We start from the raw sequence: 20971 nt of genomic DNA, 5'->3' as shown, positions 1-20971 counted from the left end.
TCAGAACTTTGTTCCCTTAAGCCTGAACAGTTCGGCCACACGGCCGTCATTCATGCTTATATCGTCTGTTTTTTCATAATTTGCAAGCGCGAAAGTTTCATCCGCAATCTGCTTTGACGCGTATATATTTGTGTTAAACTTTTTCTTTTCGCCGTAGCGCGAAGCAAAATTCAGGTAATCAGTAATCGCGTTAAAAGCATCAACGGATTTTCTGTCTACAAAATTACCGGTTATATTTCCCTTTGTTATTACAAAATTAATATCAAAATCTTCCACATTATAACCCAGTGTCAGTTTGCTTTTTACCATATTCACAAGTTCTTTTCTTATCTCTACAGTGGAAATAAGGGCGCGCTTTAAATCGTCATTGTGTTTAAACGGATACCCAAAACTGATTAGTATAAACTTTTCCGTAACTTTAAAAACAGCACCCTGATATTCCAGTACGGTGTATGATATCTTTTCTATAAATTTCTTTATTATTTCCTTAAGTTCCTCGCTGATAAGTTCATAGGTAAAACCCGCAAACGCCGAAGTGTCCACAAACACAAATACCGTTTTATTATCATCCGTCTGCGAAACCGGATAATAACCTTTTGTAATTTTATCCGTCATTTCCTGATATGTAAGAGTCTCGTAAGCTTTTTTCAGATTGTCCATATCTTTCAAACCGTCAGCCACTGTTTCAAACGCGTCTTTTATCCTTACCTTTTCTTTTAATTCAACTATCATGCGGTTAAAGTCATCGGCAAGGACTCCGGTTTCGTCATTTGTTTTCACATCAACAGAGACATCAAGGTTTCCTTCCGCCACTTTTCTCATTCCGCCCGCTATTATATTAAAATTTCTTGTAATAATCTTAGCAAGCCCCCACGCGCCCAAACCGCCGGCAAGCAGTATAAAGAATGCCAGAATAGATGTATTTAAAATCATCATGTTCTGCGCCCTGTAAGTGCCATATTTGGAAAACTTTATTACAAGCGTGGCAAGCCCTATGTCTTTGTCTTTTATTTTTATATTGCCTATAATCTTAACCGTATCATCTATTTTATTTCCCGCAAGGGCTTTTACTGTTTCTTTTTTATCTTCGGTAAGTTTAATTTTTGAAAATTTAGTTTTAATCAGCCGGTCGTTTATCGCAGCCGCCCTTACGTTTTCCTTGCCGTCAATAATAGCCATAAAAACAATATTTTTATCTATCTGCACAAACTGTTTCATGTAGTTTTCATAAATGCCCCAGTTTATTCCGGACCGGCCCTGCGCCACAGGCCAAAGCGCGCCTAAAGTTTTTGCCGCTTTTTTAGCGCTGTTTTTCATTTCATTTATACTGTCATTCCAGTTCATCGTCATATAATAACCGACGATAGCGGTGAGGGTTACAAGAATAAGGGAAAAAATAAGTATGCTTATCTTGTAGCTTAAACTGAATCTCACCTTTCTTCTTGATGCCATTTTTGCCTTCTTTCGTTTTTTATTTAGCTACAGATTCCAGCGCGTAAAAAGAGCTGTCGGAATCGCCAAAATAAATTATGCCGTCTTCGCCGATAAGAGACGTCACCACATTAAATTCGTATTTCTGTGACCATTTCTTTTCGCCTGTCTTTGAATCAAGCGCAAGCACTTCTTTCCCCGCGCCCAAGTAAAGTATATTATTAACAGCCAAAGGCGTGGTTAAAACCTTGCCTTCAACAGCAGTCTTCCACAGCAGTTTGCCGTTTGACGAATTTAACGCGTAAATATTTTTGTCGTTTGACCCGGCAAAAAATACGCCTTCTTTAATAACGCCTGATGTTATCCAGCCTTCCGCCTGAAACGCCCACTTAACAGCGCCGCTTAAAGAATCCACGGAATATATTTTTTTATCATCCGAACCAAAATAAAGCACCCCTTCGCTTTCAACTGCGGTGGATGCAATTCCCTTGCCCGTGGCATACTGCCACGCCACTTTACCGCTGTCCACATCAAGTGCGTACATATTGGCGTCAATTGAACCAATGTATACAAGCCCGTTCGCCACCGTAGGAGAAGAAACAACCGGCATAAGCGTTGCGTATTTCCAGATTATTTCGCCTGTCGTTCTGTTCATAGCGTAAACGGTGTTATCCATTGACCCCACATAAACCACCGACGAAAATACCGCCGGCGAAGAACCCTGAATTGGGCCTATCTTTTTGCTCCAGATTACTTTTCCGGTGGAAGCAGAAAGCGCATAGAACATTCCGGTCTCCGTGCCAAAATATAGTGTAGTTCCGTATAATGCCGCGGAAGATGAAATACCGCCCTGACAGGGTGTTTTCCAGACTGCCTGGCCTGTGCTTTTTTCAATTGCATAAAAATTATTATCCATGCATCCAACATAAATATTTTCCGCATCCATTACAGGCGACGCTTTAAAACCCGATATGGCCTTGAATTTCCATTTAAAATCAAGCGGCGGAAGTATGTTGTATCCCGTATAAAAATCATGGCTTGGGACTCCCCTGAACATGGACCAGACATATTTCCCTTTTTCAGCTTTAACGGTGGTGACTTTTTTTGAAGCAACTATAATTTCCTGCTGCTGCACTTCTATCTGTTTTTCAAGTTTTTTTACCTCTGCGGAATTCGCGCCGGCAGTGGATGCTTTTTTCGTCTTTAAATCCCGCTGCATTTTCTGAAGCTGTGTGCTTTGTGTCTTAATCTGCTTCTGCAGCCCTTCCATCTCTTTAATTTCCTCGCTGATATTTATATCAATGCTGGCTTCTTCTTCCGGCTGCCCGCCAAAACACCCCGGAAATAAAAAAACCGCAATAATAATTGCAGCATACAAAATAGCATTTTTGGACATTATACGCCCCTTTCATTTTTTTGATCAAACTTTACAAAATACCTATTTTTACTGTAATTATAATATATTATCAGATTTAATTTTTTGTGTCAACAAACATAACCCCGGCACAATGGATTATGCAAATTTTTATTATATTTAAGGGGCTAATCTCCCAACAAATTGTAAATAAGCTCCCTGTCTTTATCCTTTAAAATAAGGAATTCAATCCCTATTTCCTTTATAGCTTCTTTCCCTTTAACCCATTTAACTTCCGCAAAAGTGGTGACTATATCTTTTTTTTCATCCACAACCACTTCCACCCTGATAATATCACCTATCTGTGCGTTTGTTTCCACAGTCATCCTGATTCCGCCAAGGCTTATGTCCGCGCTTTCCGAATTCATTTTAAGCGCTGTCTTTTTTATTTCAACGCTTTCATCAGCCGAAATAAGTTTATATTTCACAGAACACTTTTTATCCATTCTTTTGTGCTTTCTTCTTTCAATAAAAAGATCCCCATTTTCCATCACATCGCCTCCCTGTTGTTTTTAAGCATCTGCACTTCACTTCTAATATCTTCCATCATCATGACATTGGACTTCATTTTATCCGTGACAATGCTTATGTTCCCGGTAAGCCCGTTTAATTTTTCAGTCATATTTCCCGAAAGAATTCCCAATAAATCATTGTCAATTTTATGTTCTTCAACCGCGGCGTAGATACCTGCCAGCATTTTGGATATTTCACCAAGCGATTCAACAATTTTAATAAACGAGTCACTTGCGGAATATACCACATTTACCGCGTCTTCCACCCTGTTTTGCTCGGAAATTACATTTACCGCTTTCTGCGCAAGTTCTTCTGTTCTCTGAAGAAATTCGGATATTTCCTGTGTGGCTTTTGTGGCGCCTTCCGCCAAAGAGCGTATTTCCTGGGCTACAACAGCAAAACTTTTTCCGGCTTCACCGGCGCGCGCCGCTTCAATACCCGCGTTTAACGACAGCATATTGGTCTTTTTGGCAATTTCAGCAACCGTATTAACAATGCCTTTTATCTGTTTGGAACTTAACCTTAATTTTTCTATGACATCCGTGGATTCAACCACCGCGTTTTTTATACTGCTCATCGCCTGAATTTCCGAACCGGTAACCGAACTTCCGCTTTTTGCAAGTTTTACTATTGCTGCCGCCCTGTCATTAATTCTTTTAATATCTTCTATTATTACAGTAATTGCTTTGGTAACACTTTTAGTAATGCCGTTTACTTTGCGCAGTTTATCTTCGTTAAAAAGCGCGTCATTATTTGCCTTTTTCACGGATTCCATAAGTTCATTGTTATTTCTTGATATCTCATTAATTTTATCGGATATAAGCAGAAACGCTTCTTCATTTACGGTTGTCATTCCTTTTTGTTCAACAACCTTCGGTGCCGCGCAGTGAACCAAAGAATTAATAAGAAGCGGCTGTGTAATAATAATCTCACCTGCAGCCATTTTTTCCTGGTTTTCCCTGACACTTTTTAACAGCATACCTTCATAAATATAGACCGCTGCAAGCCCGGCGGCAATACCCGAAATTAAACCGGCCAGAAGTGTCAATAAAAACTGGGCAAAAGAGAAACCAGAAGACAGAGATATAACGACAGCAGCCAATGTGCCTGCCGCGGATGGAGGCAGAGAAATAATTAAAATTTCCCTGTCCGTAAATTTAACCTGAAGAATCTTGTTTATTTCCATTTTTCCCTCATATACCCTTATGATACAACAATATTCGGCTGCTGTAAAATCATTTTTGCGGCAGCTCGGCAGCTCGGAGGGTCGGCAAAGACGAGAGAAATATTGAGAATTCGAAATTGGAAAATTGGAAGGACAAGGACAATACAGGGGTTGGGTGTGTTTTTTCAGTATGCGCCGCGTTCGCATAGTGTGTATACGGCAGGAGCAGTGTAATGCAACGGCGGCATACGCGTATGTGCCGCGGGCTCCCGATTGCCAATGACGTTAACTGACTATTGCTTTCAAGGTTATTTGGATACAAGATTACCAATTTGCGGCGCGTACTGAAAAAATATACCCAAACCCTGGAAGGCTGCAGCTCGGCAGCTCGGCAAGTCAGCAAGTTGGAGGGTCGGAAGTAAAAACAAAGAATAAATCAACTGCCGCGCCCTAAAGGGACGCGCCTACCACTACATACACTTAAAAACAATGCCGCATGCTTTTAAGTTACGTTGTTTGATTATGCTTATGCTTATCTGCCTATAGCTTAATTCGCTATTTTTTACGGCCTGAACATACCTTCCGCGGCCGCGTTGGTTATGTCAATTACAAAGCCCGGCATTATTCCCAATATCAGCATGGCAGCGCAGCATATAATAAGCGCGGCGGTCACCATTGCAGGCACGTGTACTTTTGGCAGGGTTGAAGTCTTGCTTTTATCCCATATATACATCCTTTTGAGGATTAACAGGTAATAATAAAGCGAGATAGTGCTGTTTAAAGCGCCGGCAATTACCAGCCATAGATACCCTTTTTCCATTGCAGCGTAGAACAGGTACACTTTTCCCGCAAATCCCACAAGGGGCGGAATTCCGGCAAGCGATAATAACGCCACCATAAGGGTTAATGCCATTACCGGCTGTGTCTGCGCCAGCCCGGCGTAATCGTCAATTTCATTGGAACCGGTGGACTTTTCAAAAACCGCCACCACTCCAAAAGCCGCTATGTTGGTCACCGTATATGCCAGAAGGTAAAAAAGGACAGAACTTACCCCTATTACAGGCGCGCCTATGAAACCTACAAGCAAGAATCCCGCCTGCGATATTGTTGAATACGCAAGAAGGCGTTTAATATTTTTCTGGGGGATTGCTATTAAGTTGCCGATAGTCATAGTAAGCAGCGCCAGAATTGCCAGGATTGGCTCCCATACAAATCCCGCTTTAATAAGCGTGTACGAAAGCAGCCTTATGGCAAATATAAACCCAGCCGCCTTTGACGCCACAGAAATAAAAGCTGTAACAGGCGTGGGCGACCCCTGATATACATCAGGCGTCCATACGTGCATGGGTACCATGGATAACTTAAACCCTATTCCAAGTATCACCATTATTACAGCCAGCACAAACACGGGCTGAAAACCGTTAGCTGTTGTATAGAATAATATTCTGTCAAGATATGTGGTGCCTGTCACACCGTAGATAAGGCTTAGCCCGTAAAGCAGTATGCCTGACGACACCGCGCCAAGAATAAGGTATTTAATACCCGCTTCAAGCGACAGCGCCTCTTCCCTGTAAATGGCGGCAAGGGCGTACAAACTTATTGTGGCAAGTTCAAGGGATACGTAAAGGGTTATTAATTCTTTTGACGAGGCAAGAAACATCATTCCAAGCGTGGAAGAAGCTAAAAGAAAATAATACGCACCCGCCCTTTTATCGCTTAATTTAAGGGTATCAACAGAAAGCATTCCGGTTAAAAACGCGCCGGAAAGAAAAATTATCTTGGCAAACCATGAAATGCCGTCCGTTGCATAAGCGCCGTCCAGCATAACTCCGTCTTTCCTTGAAAGAATAACATATACAAGCATAGCCAGCATTGAAAAAGTAAATACGCGGCCTGTTGTTTTTTTACCGGCTCCAAAGAGGTCAAGAATGAATATAAGAAAAGCAATTCCCGCAAGGGCGAATTCGTGGCTTAAAAGCGCGATATTCAATTTACATACCTCCTATTTTTGCCGCTATCGGCAGTACAGAACTGTGAATAAGTTCCATCATGTAAAAAGGATAAACACCAAACAGGACTATAAAAAACATCAGTATGGAAAGCGATGCAATTTCCGTAAATTTGGCGTCCTTTAAATCTTTATATTCCGCGTCAATGGGCCCTAAGAACACTATCTGAACAACCCTTAACACATAAAAAGCGGTTACAACAATACTGATAACCGAAATTATGGTAAGTATGGGAAAGGTTTTATAAACACCGACAAAGGTTGTCAGTTCCGCCACAAAGCCGGACAGCCCGGGAAGCCCAAGCGAACACAGCCCTGTCATGGCAAAAAATACCGCAAGCACCGGCATTACCTTTGCAAGCCCGTGCATTTTATGAATATCCCTTGTATGCGTCCTTCCGTATGTCATGCCTATTAATCCGAAAAACAGCCCCGTCATGATACCGTGAGATACCATCTGGAACACCGCGCCGCTTAAAGCCACCGAATTCATTCCGGCAATACCTAAAAGCACAACACCCATATGGCTTACGCTGGAATACGCGACTATGTATTTTAAATCTGTCTGTTTAACAGCGCCGATAGAGCCGTACACGATATTAACCAGAGTCATCAAAGCCACCACAGGCAGCCAGAACTTTGCGCCAATTGGGAACAGCCAGACAGGAATTATAAGGCACCCGTATGCCCCCAGTTTCATAAGGACTCCCGCGTGCAGCATGGAAACTGCCGTAGGCGCGGAGGCGTGTCCGTCCGGAGACCAGGTATGGAAAGGCCACAGTGCGGCCAATATGCCAAAGCCCACAAATAGTATCGGGAAGAAAATTTTCTGGAACGTCGGGTCAAACGCGAACTTTTCTATTTTATCAAAATCAAACGTGTGCATGCCTGTCGCAAAGTAAATGCCAAGAAGGCCCGCAAGTATAAGGGCGGAACCCACAAGCAGATATAAAGTCAGTTTCATTGCCGCGTATTCCTTATCCCCTGTTCCCCAGATGCCGATTAAAAGGTACATGGGCAGCACAGCTATTTCATAGAAAAAGAAGAAAAGAAAAAGGTTGTACGTCATAAACACGCCATAAACACCGGTTGTAAGCGTCAGCAATAATATAAAGAATTCTTTAGGCCTGTAATTTAAGTCCCAGCTTGCAAGTATGCCGGCGGTGATTATTATACCTGTTAAAAGCACCAGCGCCACGTTAATACCGTTTACACCCATGAAATAATTAACGCCTATGGATGGTATCCAGTCCATTCGTTCCACAAACTGAAGCCCGCCCTTTTTGTAGTCGTATGAAATAAACAGTATTACAGATAGAATAAATGAAATCACGGAGAAGACAAGCGATACAATTTTTACCGCTTTCTGATTGCTTCCCGGAATAAAAAAAAGCGCAATAACCGCGCACAGCGGCATAAGGTAAATTATTGTAAGAAAAGGTATAGTTCCAAGAAACTCTGCCATTTATCTGCCTCCCAAAAGCTTCAGGGCGTCCGGATTCCATACGGCAAAAACCGCCGCTATAAGCACCAGCCCGCCAAATATTATCAGCGCATAACTTTGAACCCCGCCGTTTATAGTAAGCCTTAACTTGCTTCCCGACCACCTGCACAAAAACGCCACAAGGTTAACGGCGCCGTCCACCACGTGCCTGTCAAACCACTTGACCGCGGAGGCGATAACAAAAAACCCGTTCTTGATGAAAAACATGTATATCTCATCTATGTAATATTTATTATAGGAAAGTTTGTAAAGCGGGCCGGATACTTTCTTTACCGCTTCCGGTTTTATAACCCCAAAAGAGTACATCAAAAGCGCCAGCAGAATCCCCGATACGGCAATGGCGCTGGATGACAAAGCCACGCCCATGTTAAAATGAGTTTCGTGCGGGTGGGCGCCAAAAAATAAAAAGTTGTATACGCTTTGTTCTTTTCCCGGTATGCCGGCAAGCCCCGTTACTATTGACAGCACTGCCAGTATCATAAGCGGTATTGTCATTGTCAAAGGCGATTCGTGCGCGTGGTCATAAGCGTGCGCGTCGCGCGGTTTGCCCGTAAAGGTCATTAAGTAGAGGCGGAACATGTAAAAGGCCGTTAAAAAAGCCGTGGCTGCGGCAACGTAATACAGCCCCATATGCCCCGATTCCATTATATTAACAAGTATTTCATCCTTGCTCCAGAAACCTGACAGCGGAAATATTCCCGCGATTGATAGCGACGCAATTAAAAAAGTAATGGACGTAATCGGCATCTTTTTATGCAGCCCGCCCATAAGCTGAATATCATTTGTGTGAACAGCATGAATCACCGAACCCGCGCCAAGGAACAAAAGCGCCTTGAAAAACGCGTGGGTGGTTAAGTGGAACATGCCCGATGTGTAGCCGCCTATTCCCAGCGCCAGCATCATGTAGCCAAGCTGGCTTAACGTGGAAAACGCAAGCACCCTTTTTATGTCATTCTGCGTAAGCGCGATTGTCGCGGCAAAGATTGCAGTGAAGCCGCCAAGATAGGCAATGACAAGCATTGCATGGGGCGACGCGGAAAATATGCCAAACAGCCTTGCCACCATAAATACACCGGCCGCCACCATTGTAGCCGCGTGAATTAATGCCGATACCGGCGTGGGGCCTTCCATGGCGTCGGGCAGCCAGACGTGCAGCGGAAACTGCGCGCTTTTACCGACAGCGCCGCTGAATAATAAAAGGGCTATTAGCGTAAGCATGCCCGGCGATAAAACGCCGGCTGTTATCTGCACCTGAATTTCCGCGAAATTAAAAGTGCCGGTAATATATGACAGGATAAGTATGCCGATTAAGAATCCAAAATCGCCGAACCTTGTAACCACAAAAGCTTTCTTGGATGCTTCCGCGGCTTCCGGTTTGAACCACCAGAAACCGATAAGAAGATATGAACACAGGCCCACAAGCTCCCAGAAAATGTACATCTGTATAAGGTTGTTGGCAAGGACTATTCCAAGCATTGAAAAAGAGAATAAAGAGATGTACGAGAAAAATCTTGAAAAAGCGTAATCGCCCTTCATATACCCTATTGAATATACCTGCACAAGCATACTGACCGTTGTCACAACTATAAGCATTACCGTGGTTAACGGGTTTATAAGTATTCCAAGGCTCATTTTCACGTCGCCAAGGTACAGCCACGGGAATGAAAATTCATGTGAAGCGCCGTGCCCCAAGTTCAGCTGCAGGATTAAAAGGTAAACGGAAATTGAAAAAGCCGCGAACATGCACGTAATTGACAGTACCGCGCTTAACATCTTCTGTTTTTGGGTAAAAGCTGTTATTACAAGAAACGCCAGTAATGGCAGGGCCGGTATTGCAAGCCCAAGCACGTTTAATTGTTCCACAGGTTATTCCTCCGTATTATCGTATTAAATTTTATCATTAGTATTTCATTATGTTCATTTCGTCGGCGTTTATTGTTTCCCTTTTTCTGAAAAGCGCCAGTATTATGGCAAGGCCAAGCACGCTTTCCGCCGCGGCAATGGCTATTATGAATATTGTGAATATATCGCCGGTTATTTCCTGCGGGGTTACATATTTGGCAAACGCCACCATATTAATTGTGGCCGCGTTAAATAAAAGTTCCAGTGACATTAAAATTCCTATGGCATTTCTTCTTGTAAGCACGCCTATCATGCCGATTGAAAAAAGCAGCGCGCTTAAAACCACATAATGCACAAGTGTAATGGTCATTTAGCCGCCCCCTTTTTGTCCCCTGCCACAATTGCTATGGCGCCTATCAAAGCCGCCAGAAGCAGGACAGATACCACTTCAAAAGGCACCACAAATTCATTAAGCAGCAGCCGTCCGGTAAGCGCCGTGTTGTCCTGCGCCACCCTGTGGGCAATCATTGTTCCCCAGTTTGTTTTTAAAGCCGCGCTTATTATAAGGAAAGCGGTAAGCGCGGAAATTATAACCGCCGGAAGCAGCTGTTCATTGTGCTGGTCTGAATCCGATTCTATTATCCTGCGGGTAAGGTTAATTACAAAAAGTGAAAGCACAACAACCGCGCCTATGTAAACCAGCACCTGAATACCGGCAAGAAAATACGAGTTTAGAACAACGTAAATACCCGCCACGCCAAAAAGCGACAGCGCCAAAAACAAAGCGCTGTGATAAATATTCGGCGCAAAAACCATTAATAACGCGCTGATTAAAATAAGGGCCGCAAAACCGTAAAAAAGTATGGTTTCAACCATTTAACTCTCCTTAAAGTATCGTTTATTTATTCTTCTTTATATTTGGAAAGAAAGTATTTTTCTTTCTTTCCTTTTAATACGTATCTTTCCGCCACAAGGTCTATCATAAGGTCAGATTTATTCTGCGTGGCAAGTTCGTATTCTTCAGACATTATAATGGCGCCAAACGGGCACGCTTCCACACAAAGGTTGCAGAACATGCAGGTGGCAAGGTTGTAATTATATTTCGCGGCCTTGGGTTTTGGTTTTCCCTCTTCCATAACTTTTTCAGTGGTTATGGAAAGGTTCGGGCACGCCTTTACGCAGATATTGCAGGCGGTGCACCTGTTGTCATTTTTTTCCGGGTCAAGCGGCATTACAAGCCTGCCGCGCACGCGCACGGGCAGATCCGCTTTTACTTCCGGATACTGCATGGTAATGGGTTTACGAAACGCGTGTTTAAGCGTAACTCCAAGCCCCTGCATAAGGCTTATGATACCTTTTATTATTTCACTTATATACTTTATCATTATTGTTTCTCCCTGATTGATTCCGTCAGATTATAAAACTTTAACTAAAAATGCCGTAATAATAAGGTTTAAAAGCGCGATAGGAAGAAGTATCTTCCACGAAAATGCCATAAGATGGTCCACCCTTATACGCGGGAAAGTCCACCTTGCCCACATCAGGATAGTGACCACAAAATAGGTCTTTAACATAAACCAGACTACCGGAGGAAGAAAAGGCCCCTGCCAGCCGCCAAGAAAAAGCGTGGCCGCAAGCGCGGAGGTAAGAAAAAGGTTTGTGTATTCTGCCAGAAAGAACATGGCAAATTTCATACCGGAGTATTCGGTGATAAAACCCGATACAAGTTCAGATTCAGCTTCAGGAAGGTCAAAAGGCCCCCTGTTTATTTCCGCGTTGCCCGCTATAAGAAATAAAACAAAACCAATTATCTGCGGAATAAAATACCAGTTTAAAGGGTTGCCTGTCTGCGCCGCCACAATGTCGCTCATCTTTAAAGAGCCCGCCAGCATGACAACCGCAAGCACGGTTAACACCATCGGGATTTCGTAGCTTATTACCTGCGCGGCTGACCTTAAGCCGCCTATCAGGGAGTACTTGCTGTTAGAACCAAAACCCGCGGATAAAATACCTATTACCGCAAGCCCGCTTATCGCCAGCACGTACAGTATACCTATATTTACATCGCCCGCTATAAGCCCGTTGCCAAAAGGTATTACAAGAAATACGCCGAATGACGCGGCAAAAACAATAAAGGGCGCCGCCCAGAATGTAAGGATATCGGCTTTATCCGGATTTATGTCTTCTTTAAGAAGCATTTTAATGGTATCTGCCACTGTCTGAAATAATCCAAAAGGCCCTACCCTGTTTGGCCCTTTTCTTATCTGAAGCAAAGCCGCAAATTTTCTTTCATAATATATAATCCAAAGCGCGTTTAACGCGATAAAGACCGCTATTACTGCGGCTATGACCAGCTGAAAGAATACATCAAGAATAAAGCCCGGAAGCCCGGTCTGCATCCAAAGATTATGCGCCCACGCGTAAAACTGCGAAAGCGGCCTGCCTGTATCGTAAAACAGTTCCCATAAAAGTTTTTTGAAGTCCACTTATGTACCTCTTTTTTGTTTATTGGTATAAAATTATTTTATCTGTCTATTTCCGGAATTATAATGTCAAGGCTTCCCATTATAGCCACCAGGTCGGCTATCTTGTGCCCTACGGAAATTTCTTTGATAACGGATAAATTGCTGAACGACGGCTGCCTTAATTTCATCCTGTATGGTTTGTCCGTGCCATCGCTTACTATATAAACGCCCACTTCACCTTTGGGGCCTTCTACTCTTGTGTAAACTTCCCCTGCCGCCGGCTTTATTATCCTTGGCACTTTCGCCATTACGTCGCCTTCGGGTATCATGTCCATTGCCTGTTTAAGGATTGTTACACACTCGCGCATTTCCGCCATTCTTGCCTTGCAGCGGTCCCATGTGTCTCCGTTATCGCGCAGGCAAGCCTTAAAATCAAGTTTGCCGTATACGCCATACGCGTCCTGTTTTCTTATGTCTATGTTCACGCCGGACGCCCTTAAGTTGGGGCCGGTCACGCCGTAATTTATTGCCGTGTCTTTTTTAAGCACGCCCACACCCTGCGCCCTTTTTACAAAAATCACGTTATTAATAAGCAGCGCTTCGTATTCATCCACTTTATCCTTAAAGTGCGATATGAATTTTTTCAGCATGTCAAAAAATCCTTTTGGAAGGTCCTGCCTGAAGCCGCCTATCCTGTAATAATTATGCGTTAACCTTCCGCCGCATGCGGCTTCCACCATGTCTATAATTTCTTCCCTTTCGCGGAAAGCGTAAAGCAGCGGTGTTAAAGCGCCGATATCCATTCCGTAAGCCGAATACCACAGAAGGTGGCTCATTATCCTGTTTAGCTCCGCGAAAATTACGCGCATGTACTGGGCGCGTTCGGGCGCTTCTATTCCCATAAGTTTTTCAACAGCCATCACGTAAGCCCATTCATTGTTCATTGCCGACAGGTAATCTGTCCTGTCAAGATACGGGATAATCTGGCCGTATGTCCTGTTTTCAAATAATTTTTCAAGCCCCCTATGCACGTAGCCAAGGTCGGGCACTATGTCCTTTATGGTTTCGCCGTCAAGTTTTAAAACCAGCCTTAAAACGCCGTGGGTGCTTGGGTGCTGAGGCCCCATGTTAAGTATGTATTCTTCTGTGCCTGTTTTTTCTAAAGATACCGGAATGTTTGAATAGTTGTCCATTATCACACCTTCGGCATTGGTTTAAAATCAGGATGGGTAAAATCTTTTCTTAAAGGGTTTATGATGCCTTCATCCAGCAGAAAACGCCTTGGATCCGGATGGCCGGTAAATTCTATCCCGAACATTTCTGCTGCTTCGCGTTCGTGCCAGTCGGCGGTTCTGAAAATATCAGCGACAGAGTCCGCTTTGGGCTCTGCCCTGTCAAGCTTCACCCTTATTACAATTGAATCTTTTGTCTCATTTGAATAAAGCCTGTAAATTACCTCTATGCAGGATTCCGCCGGTTTATCTATAGCCGTCATAAAGTTCATGTGGTCAAAACCAAAATCATTTTTAAGGCAGACAATGGCGTTTTTTGAATTGCCTTTGCTGATAACCGCATTCAAAATTCCAAGGTCTTCTTTGCTTTCCGTTATCTGAATTTTGCCTTTTATCTTTTCAAGAAGTTCCTGAGTGGTCATATTATTTCCTCACTATGGATTGTGATGATATTTTTTTCTGAAGTTTTATCAGGGCATCAAGAAGCGCTTCCGGACGCGGAGGGCATCCCGGAAGGTAAATATCCACGGGTATCACTTCATCCACACCGTGTATTACCGAATAGGAATCATATACAAAAGGGCCGCCGGATACCGCGCAGGCGCCCATGGCTATTACATATTTGGGTTCAGCCATCTGTTCATAAAGCCTTTTAATTACAGGCGCCATTTTCTTTACCACGGTGCCTGCCACAATCATTACATCCGCCCTTCTTGGCGATGCCGCAGGCACTTCAAAACCGAACCTGGACCAGTCATACTTTGCGGCGCCGGCTGCCATCATTTCCATGGCACAGCACTTTATTCCAAAAGTCAAAGTCCACATTGAATTCTTTCTGCCTTCATTTAAAGCCCAATCAATTGATGTGGTAATTATCTGCCCGCCCGGTATCTTTAAAACGCTTGCGGGGACACCGTTCATTATTCCCATTTAAGGTCTCCTTTTTTCCAGGCATACGCCAGCCCCAGGACAAGGATTAATATAAAAATTAAAGCTTCAATAAAAGGGGCCCATCCGGAAACGGATTTATACACAACAGCCCATGGTATTAAAAAAGCCGCTTCCACGGCAAAAATTACATACATTAACGCGAAGACATAAAACCTCATATTAAACCTTATTTCGGCATCCCCTTTCGGGTCTATGCCGCATTCATACGTTTCGTTCTTTTCATCATTGGGTTTCTGCGGCATTATAAGGTAATTTACAGCTATGCCTCCGCCTACAAACACAATTGAAAATAAAAGAAAGACCAAAAGCGTCCCGTATTCCATGGTTACCTCCGTTAATTTTTCCTGTCAAACATATAGACTGCCATTTCTTCAAGCCGTTTTAAGGCATCGGCATTTTTCACGCTGACCGCCCTTAAGTTTTTCTTTGCCGCTTTTACGTGAATTGCCGCCGCTTCTTCCGCGGCTTCAATGCCTTTATATTTCTGAATAAATTCAATTATATTATTTGTATTTTCTGCCGCTTTGCCGTTTTCAAAAACCCTGCATATTGCCGCAGTCTCTATTCCCTTACCCGCGTTCTGCATTGCCATTATTAAAGGAAGCGTCGCCTTGCCTTCCCTGATATCGCTTCCTGCCGGTTTGCCAAGTTTTGTTTCATCAGAAGTGATATCCAGTATGTCGTCTTTTATCTGAAAAGCCATTCCGGCTTCTGTGCCAAAATCCGAAAGCAGCGTGAAATTTTTGCCGCTTATTCCGGCTAAAACCGCGCCCGCCTGCACGCTTACCATTATAAGTGAAGCTGTCTTGCTTTTTATAATATCAAAATACTGCTTTGGCGTTATTAAAGGGTTATTCTTATTATATACTTCATCAATTTCCCCTTCGCATATCTGTTTTACACCGTCAAACATAACGGAATAAAGCTTCAGATTCTGCTGCTTTATAAGCAGGCTTGCCGCGTTGGCAAAAAGGTAATCCCCGCCAAGCACTGACATCTGATATCCGGCCATCTTAAAAAGGGATTTTTCTCCCCTTCTTTTTTCCGAATTATCCAGAATATCGTCATGAATAAGCGTTGCATGGTGTAACAGTTCCATCGCCGCAGCCGTATCCGCCGCTGTATCACTCTCTTTTTCACCGTTTAATTGCGCTGTAAGAAGAACCAGAAGGCCTCTTATCCTTTTACCTTTGGATAAATCTATATTTTCCATAAGGTACTTTACGCCCTTACTGTCGCTGTTGGCCGCCGCTTCAAGCTTTTTATTAATAAGGTCAAGCTTATGTTTTATATCCTTATTTTTGAACATTAATCGCCTTTGAATGACATTTTTTTTGAAAACCAACACAGTTTATTGCGTGTTTTTACCGTTTTATGAACTGCAGAATTAAAAATATTTTTATATTTTATACCGAATGATAAAAAAGTCAAGGTTATTTTGGTTGATTTTCAATATTTCGCTTTATTTTAAAGGTTAAACGGAATAAATTTGATGCTTTAGCAGAAAAACCACCGGCATTTCGGGGTCTTTAGGGAAAAAGGCCCCATCAACTTCTTGGGCCTTTATTTTTTCCCATAGGAAAAAGAAAAAGCCCTCATCAACTTCTTGGGCCTTTATTTTTTCCCATAGGGAAAAAGGCCCCATTAACTTCTTGGGCCTTTATTTTTTCCCTTCGGGAAAAAGAAAAAGCCCGGCGGATATCCGCCGGGCTTTTATTGGGAGAGAGCTAATTAGCCTCTCTGTACGTTCGATGCCTGGGGTCCTTTTGCGCCTTCTACGATGTCAAACGTCACTTCTTCGCCTTCTCTAAGAGTCTTGAAGCCGTCCATCTTGATTGCGTCAAAATGAACAAATACATCTTTTCCGCCTGCCTGTTCAATGAAACCGTAACCTTTCTTTTCATTAAACCATTTCACCTTTCCGTTTGCCATACTTCTACTACCTCCAAAAAATTTTTAAATCCGTGCAGCACTTCTTCTACACTTATGGGAAAATTATACATTTTTTTACTTTTATGTCAATACCCTTTTTTACTGTACATTAAAAATCTTTATAAGGATAAGGCTTAAATCCGGAATATAGGTAATAAGCATAAGCCCTATAATAAGCATGGCTAGAAAAGGTAACGCTGCCTTTGCAAGCGTAAGAACGGGTTTTCTAAACCTGTATGACGCTATAAACAGGTTTAAGCCCGCCGGCGGCGCGTTATACCCTATTTCAAGGTTAGCCAGGAATATAATTGCCATATGCACGGGATCAATGCCGAATTCCTTTGCGATAGGCAGCATTAAAGGCAATACCACTATTAATGCCGAAAAAACATCCAGCACAGCGCCCACAAGTATAAGAAATATATTCAGCAGAAGAAGGAACAGCCATTTTTCGTGAACATATGTCCTTAACCAGTCAAGAATCTGCATGGGCACCTGTTCATCCACCAGGTAATTGGTAAAGCCCATAGCCGCGCCAAGTATTACAAATATGCCGCCCACCACTATCATGCTTGACCGTATTATCCTTGGAATATCACGCGTTAAAGATAAATCCTTATATATAAAAACCTCTATAATGAATGCATACGCGGCGGTTAAGATGGCGGCTTCCGACGCCGTAAATGTTCCGCTGTAAATACCGCCAATAACCACAAACGGAAGAGGTATTTCCCACGCAGTCTCTTTTAAGGCGCTTGCAAGTTTTCCCCATTCAAACGGCTCTGTATTATCAAGCACAGCGCCCTGTTTTAAAGACCATAACGTCATAAGAAGTATTAATATGATTCCCGGAATTATTCCGGCTATGAAAAGTTTTGAAATACTTACGTTTGCAATTACGCCGTAAAGTATAAGCAGCAGGCTTGGCGGGAATAAAAGCCCCAGGCTGCCCGACGTGGTTAAAAGCCCCAGCGAGAAGTTCTGCGGATATTTATCCTTTATAAGCATAGGGTACAAAATGCCGCCCAGCGCGATAATAGTTACGCCTGACGCGCCTGAAAAAGACGTAAAAAAAGCGCAGACAAAAAGCGCCACAATAGCGGTGCCGCCTTTTATGGAACCCACAAGCGCGCGGGTTAATTTAATAAGCCTTTTGGGGGTGCCGCTTTCAGCCAGCAGATAGCCCGCAAAAGTGAAAAGCGGAATTGCAATAAGCACGGGAGAAGCGGCCATTCTGCTTATTTCTATAATAACGGCTGATGTGTCTATGCCCGCCATTATAAAAAGCGCCACAGCCAGCCCCGCAAAAACAAGAAACAAAGGCATTCCCACTATGGCAAGCAGTACCGCTGTTATCCCTATTATCGCCGCGGTCATTTCTTAATCGCCTTACGCATAATTTTCAAACTGTCAAAGATACCCTGAAAATATATAAACATCATTGTAATAAACGTTAACGGTATTACGGATTCCATAACCCATACAGGGATAAAGAAAACTTTATGTGAATCCGGCATTTCGTTAAAGATAAAAACCACTCCCGCCCACGAAAGAAAACCAAGTATTACCGTGGCTGCCGTGCTGATAATAACACCCACAAGGCCGGGGTTTATTTTCTTCAGATATTTACTGATGATATCCAGATTAATGTGGCGGTGTTTGAACGCGGCAAGCGAAGCGCCCAGAAAGCTTACCCAAAGGACAAGATACCTTGAAAGCGATTCCGCATTGGGTATACCTGTCTTAAAGAGAAGGCGTAAAATCACCTGCAGCGCTGAAAAAGCAAGCAGCAGTATAAAAAGGGTTACCACCACTACTTTAAGCGTCCTGTAAACGTTATAATTTAAACTTCTTAAAAATTTCAATTATTATTTTACCTTTTCTTCTTTTTTTGCTTGTGCTATATAGCCAAGCATTTCATCAAGCTGCGCCTTTGTGTAGAATTTTCCCACAAGGTCATTGGCAGTCTTTATTGCCACTTCATCAAGCACTTTTATATCTTCCTGCCCTTTGATATCAGATATTTTTGTCCCTGTTTTTTTAAGAGCCGCAATCGCTTCTTCGTTCTCTTTGCGGCTTGCCTGCGTCAGTTTTGAAAAATGTTTTTTTCCCGCTTCTTTTATTATCTTCTTCTGTTCGTCGGTTAAAGACGCCCAGGTCTTATTATTGATAAGGATCCCTCCCGGTACGTTTGCCACCTTTATGTTAAGCATATTCTTAACGCTGGTATTCCACTGCATGGCAATTGCTGAAAGCGGCGAACCGTAAACCCCTTCAATAAGCCCTGTCTGCAAAGACTGGTTTACGTCTGACAGCGCCAGCGGTATGGGAACAATCCCGATATTTTTAAACAGTGAATTTACAAGCTGGTCATCGCCCCATATCCACATCTTAACTTTCCTGAAATCTTCAAGCGATTCCACTTTATCTTTGCTGAACACATACGCAAAACCCACTTCCGGCCAGCCAAGTACTGTGTACCCTTTTTTCTGATACTGCGCTTCAAAGAATGGCGACATTTTTTCCATTACATAGTCTATCTGCTTATATGAATTAAACATGAAAGGCAGGTTTAAAAGCCTTACTTCCTTTACCACTTCGCCAAGCCCCTGTGAAGTAAAGCCGGCCGCGTTTATCTGGTTTATCTTCATTTTACGCAGAACGTCTTTTTCATCGCCGCTTACGCCGCCGGGATAGAATTTAAACTCTACTGCCCCGCCGGTCTTTTCGGTCACTTCTTCGGCAAATTCTTCCATTATATTCATCCACGTTGAACCATCCGGCGCAACTGACGCAAACTTAATTACAGTTTTCTTTTCCGCCGCGAAAACCCCCGCGGCTAAAAGCATTGCCAGAAGAATTACAGTTAACTTTTTCATATTATTTCCTCCTTTTAAAACAGCTGGTCCGCTTTTTCAGCCATAACCGCCGCTTTTTTCTTTGCCACTTTTGTGAACATTATCTCGGGTATTACATCGTCATCGGTATTATTTACAGCTTCAATAAAGGTGTCAAAAAGCGCCCTGTCTTGTAACTGCACCGCGTAATGTTTTGCCATATAAACTTCCACCAGCGCAAGCTTTGCACCGGATATCTCTTTTACCCTGTCATATTCTTTCTTTGCAAGGTCCGTATCGCCGCCGAACATTTTTGGCATGCTGTAATAAACTATCATAAAAAGGTGCGGCAGTCCGTAAAAATAAGTGTCGTCTATTTCTATTACCCTTTCTATCATTGCTTTTACTTTGGGCAGGTCCGCAATATCCATGGGTGAATTTTTGCTTAAATTAACAAAACTGCCCCAGGAAAAAGCCGTCCAAAATAACGGCTCTACGTCATTTTTTCCGAACGCCTGAAGCGAACTTTTAAATTCGTCATAACTGCCTTCCTGCGCCTTTTTAAAATCGTTATTCTTCATCAGCGCCGCCATACCGTAATCCCTGGCGCGTTTATAAAAGTTTTTTGCCCTTGCCATATTTTCTCTGTCATCTTTTTTATCTGCCGTGGCATCTTCAAGAAAAGCCATGGCATACATGCCGTAAAGTTTGCTTCCTTTGATTAATAAACTTTCATTTTCACGGTTAGAACCCCTTATAAGGCCGTCCAACAGTTTTAAATTTCCGGGAATGGCGGCTTGGGCGAATAAAATATCGTTTTCTTCATAAAAAGCGCCCTCTACATCATCCATTATAAGGCCCGTGGAATTAACAATTGTCCGCTTTAATGAACAGCCGGATAAAAGAAAAAGAAATAATGATGCGGTTATAACAGCCGCTTTAAACTTATTCATATTTTTCCACCCCGTCAGGTATCTTTTCGGCAAATTTGCCTGTTTTTTCATCAAAAATCTTATAACCCACAAGCTCCGCAAAGTGACCGCTTGTATCCGCCCTGGAATAACCCAAACCTTTAGAATACCAGTATTTTTCTGTATGAATACCTTTTCCGTCGCCTTCGTCAACTTTTGCCGTAATATGATATGCTTCAAATTCTCCGGCAGGAAGCTTTACGGTTTCTTTTGAAACAATTTCAAAATCCGTACTTATTTCCCTTCCCAATTTTATAAAAAGTACCGTAGCTTCCGCTTTTCCCTTATAATTCCACTTTTCACCCACCTTAAGCGGATACTTAAGAAAGGTCATCGCAGGTTTTAGATCCACCTCTATTGAAAATCCAAAAAAGGGAAATGGATACTTTATCACTCTCATTTCAATGCCTTCTTTTGTTTCCCTTACAAGATACCTTACCCCTACCTGCGGCGCGAAAAAATAGTAATAATCATTACCGTCTTTTTTTTCTATTTTTATGACCTCTGCCTTAATAAACATTTCTTTTGAAGGATTGTCTTTTTTATACCCTTTAAGATAAAGGATATTATGAAGGCCTATCGGATAGAAACTTGATGATAATTCCGGCACCGCGTTACAGGTATTGCCGGCTGAATCAGCTGAATATGCCGCGGAAACAGTTAAAAATACAACTGCCACAGCCATTATCACAAACTTTTTCATCAG

The 20971-nt window shown here is 42.8% G+C and carries 22 protein-coding genes; all 22 read right to left on the bottom strand.

Going from position 1 to position 20971, the window contains the following annotated elements; all coding sequences use genetic code 11:
• Entirely contained in the window at window positions 1-1452 is a 1452-nt protein-coding gene (locus tag CVV21_12365) for a hypothetical protein (protein ID PKL90588.1), read from the bottom strand.
• Window positions 1453-1471: 19 nt separating this feature from the next.
• Complete coding sequence (locus tag CVV21_12360; protein ID PKL90587.1) at window positions 1472-2827, bottom strand: hypothetical protein; 1356 nt, start codon at window positions 2825-2827, stop codon at window positions 1472-1474.
• Window positions 2828-2973: 146 nt separating this feature from the next.
• Window positions 2974-3336: a hypothetical protein gene (locus CVV21_12355; protein ID PKL90586.1), complete on the bottom strand. Its 363-nt coding sequence runs from the start codon at window positions 3334-3336 to the stop codon at window positions 2974-2976.
• Entirely contained in the window at window positions 3336-4730 is a 1395-nt protein-coding gene (locus CVV21_12350) for a hypothetical protein (GenBank protein ID PKL90585.1), read from the bottom strand. The genes CVV21_12355 and CVV21_12350 overlap by 1 nt, the downstream gene beginning before the upstream one ends.
• A 355-nt stretch (window positions 4731-5085) precedes the next feature.
• Window positions 5086-6513 carry an NADH-quinone oxidoreductase subunit N gene (locus CVV21_12345; GenBank protein PKL90584.1) on the bottom strand — a complete coding sequence of 476 codons (1428 nt, stop codon included), beginning with the start codon at window positions 6511-6513 and terminating at the stop codon, window positions 5086-5088.
• A 1-nt stretch (window position 6514) separates the two neighbouring features.
• Entirely contained in the window at window positions 6515-7996 is a 1482-nt protein-coding gene (locus tag CVV21_12340) for an NADH-quinone oxidoreductase subunit M (GenBank protein PKL90583.1), read from the bottom strand.
• A complete protein-coding gene (locus CVV21_12335) occupies window positions 7997-9898 on the bottom strand; it encodes an NADH-quinone oxidoreductase subunit L (protein ID PKL90582.1) in 1902 nt (633 codons plus the stop codon).
• A 37-nt stretch (window positions 9899-9935) separates the two neighbouring features.
• The gene (locus CVV21_12330) at window positions 9936-10247 is read right to left on the bottom strand and encodes an NADH-quinone oxidoreductase subunit NuoK (protein ID PKL90581.1); all 312 of its coding nucleotides are present in this window, start codon (window positions 10245-10247) and stop codon (window positions 9936-9938) included.
• Window positions 10244-10753, bottom strand: coding sequence for an NADH-quinone oxidoreductase subunit J (locus tag CVV21_12325; GenBank protein ID PKL90580.1), 510 nt, complete (start codon window positions 10751-10753; stop codon window positions 10244-10246). The genes CVV21_12330 and CVV21_12325 overlap by 4 nt, the downstream gene beginning before the upstream one ends.
• Window positions 10754-10779: 26 nt before the next feature.
• Window positions 10780-11262, bottom strand: coding sequence for an NADH-quinone oxidoreductase subunit I (locus CVV21_12320; GenBank protein ID PKL90579.1), 483 nt, complete (start codon window positions 11260-11262; stop codon window positions 10780-10782).
• Window positions 11263-11292: 30 nt separating this feature from the next.
• Entirely contained in the window at window positions 11293-12276 is a 984-nt protein-coding gene (locus CVV21_12315) for an NADH-quinone oxidoreductase subunit NuoH (GenBank protein PKL90599.1), read from the bottom strand.
• Between the two features lie 125 nt (window positions 12277-12401).
• A complete protein-coding gene (locus CVV21_12310; protein PKL90578.1) occupies window positions 12402-13535 on the bottom strand; it encodes an NADH-quinone oxidoreductase subunit NuoD in 1134 nt (377 codons plus the stop codon).
• A 2-nt stretch (window positions 13536-13537) separates the two neighbouring features.
• Window positions 13538-13996 carry a hypothetical protein gene (locus CVV21_12305; protein ID PKL90577.1) on the bottom strand — a complete coding sequence of 153 codons (459 nt, stop codon included), beginning with the start codon at window positions 13994-13996 and terminating at the stop codon, window positions 13538-13540.
• 1 nt (window position 13997) lies between these two features.
• The gene (locus CVV21_12300) at window positions 13998-14504 is read right to left on the bottom strand and encodes an NADH-quinone oxidoreductase subunit B (GenBank protein ID PKL90576.1); all 507 of its coding nucleotides are present in this window, start codon (window positions 14502-14504) and stop codon (window positions 13998-14000) included.
• Complete coding sequence (locus CVV21_12295; GenBank protein PKL90575.1) at window positions 14495-14848, bottom strand: NADH-quinone oxidoreductase subunit A; 354 nt, start codon at window positions 14846-14848, stop codon at window positions 14495-14497. Before CVV21_12295 ends, CVV21_12300 begins: the two co-directional genes overlap by 10 nt.
• Window positions 14849-14859: 11 nt before the next feature.
• Window positions 14860-15834 (bottom strand): hypothetical protein, encoded by a 975-nt coding sequence (locus CVV21_12290; GenBank protein PKL90574.1) that lies wholly within the window; start codon window positions 15832-15834, stop codon window positions 14860-14862.
• Window positions 15835-16256: 422 nt separating this feature from the next.
• Entirely contained in the window at window positions 16257-16457 is a 201-nt protein-coding gene (locus CVV21_12285; GenBank protein PKL90573.1) for a cold-shock protein, read from the bottom strand.
• Window positions 16458-16556: 99 nt separating this feature from the next.
• A complete protein-coding gene (locus CVV21_12280; GenBank protein PKL90572.1) occupies window positions 16557-17834 on the bottom strand; it encodes a C4-dicarboxylate ABC transporter in 1278 nt (425 codons plus the stop codon).
• A complete protein-coding gene (locus tag CVV21_12275; GenBank protein ID PKL90571.1) occupies window positions 17831-18322 on the bottom strand; it encodes a hypothetical protein in 492 nt (163 codons plus the stop codon). The genes CVV21_12280 and CVV21_12275 overlap by 4 nt, the downstream gene beginning before the upstream one ends.
• A gap of 3 nt (window positions 18323-18325) precedes the next feature.
• A complete protein-coding gene (locus tag CVV21_12270; GenBank protein ID PKL90570.1) occupies window positions 18326-19336 on the bottom strand; it encodes an ABC transporter substrate-binding protein in 1011 nt (336 codons plus the stop codon).
• A gap of 14 nt (window positions 19337-19350) precedes the next feature.
• Window positions 19351-20298: a hypothetical protein gene (locus CVV21_12265; GenBank protein ID PKL90569.1), complete on the bottom strand. Its 948-nt coding sequence runs from the start codon at window positions 20296-20298 to the stop codon at window positions 19351-19353.
• Complete coding sequence (locus tag CVV21_12260; GenBank protein PKL90568.1) at window positions 20240-20968, bottom strand: hypothetical protein; 729 nt, start codon at window positions 20966-20968, stop codon at window positions 20240-20242. Before CVV21_12260 ends, CVV21_12265 begins: the two co-directional genes overlap by 59 nt.
• Window positions 20969-20971 lie beyond the last annotated feature (3 nt).

The sequence above is a fragment of the Candidatus Goldiibacteriota bacterium HGW-Goldbacteria-1 genome (assembly GCA_002839855.1).
Lineage (GTDB): Bacteria > Oederibacteriota > PGYV01 > PGYV01 > PGYV01 > PGYV01.
The sequence above is the reverse complement of the archived record's forward strand: the minus strand, read 5'-3'. Positions and strand labels throughout refer to the sequence as shown.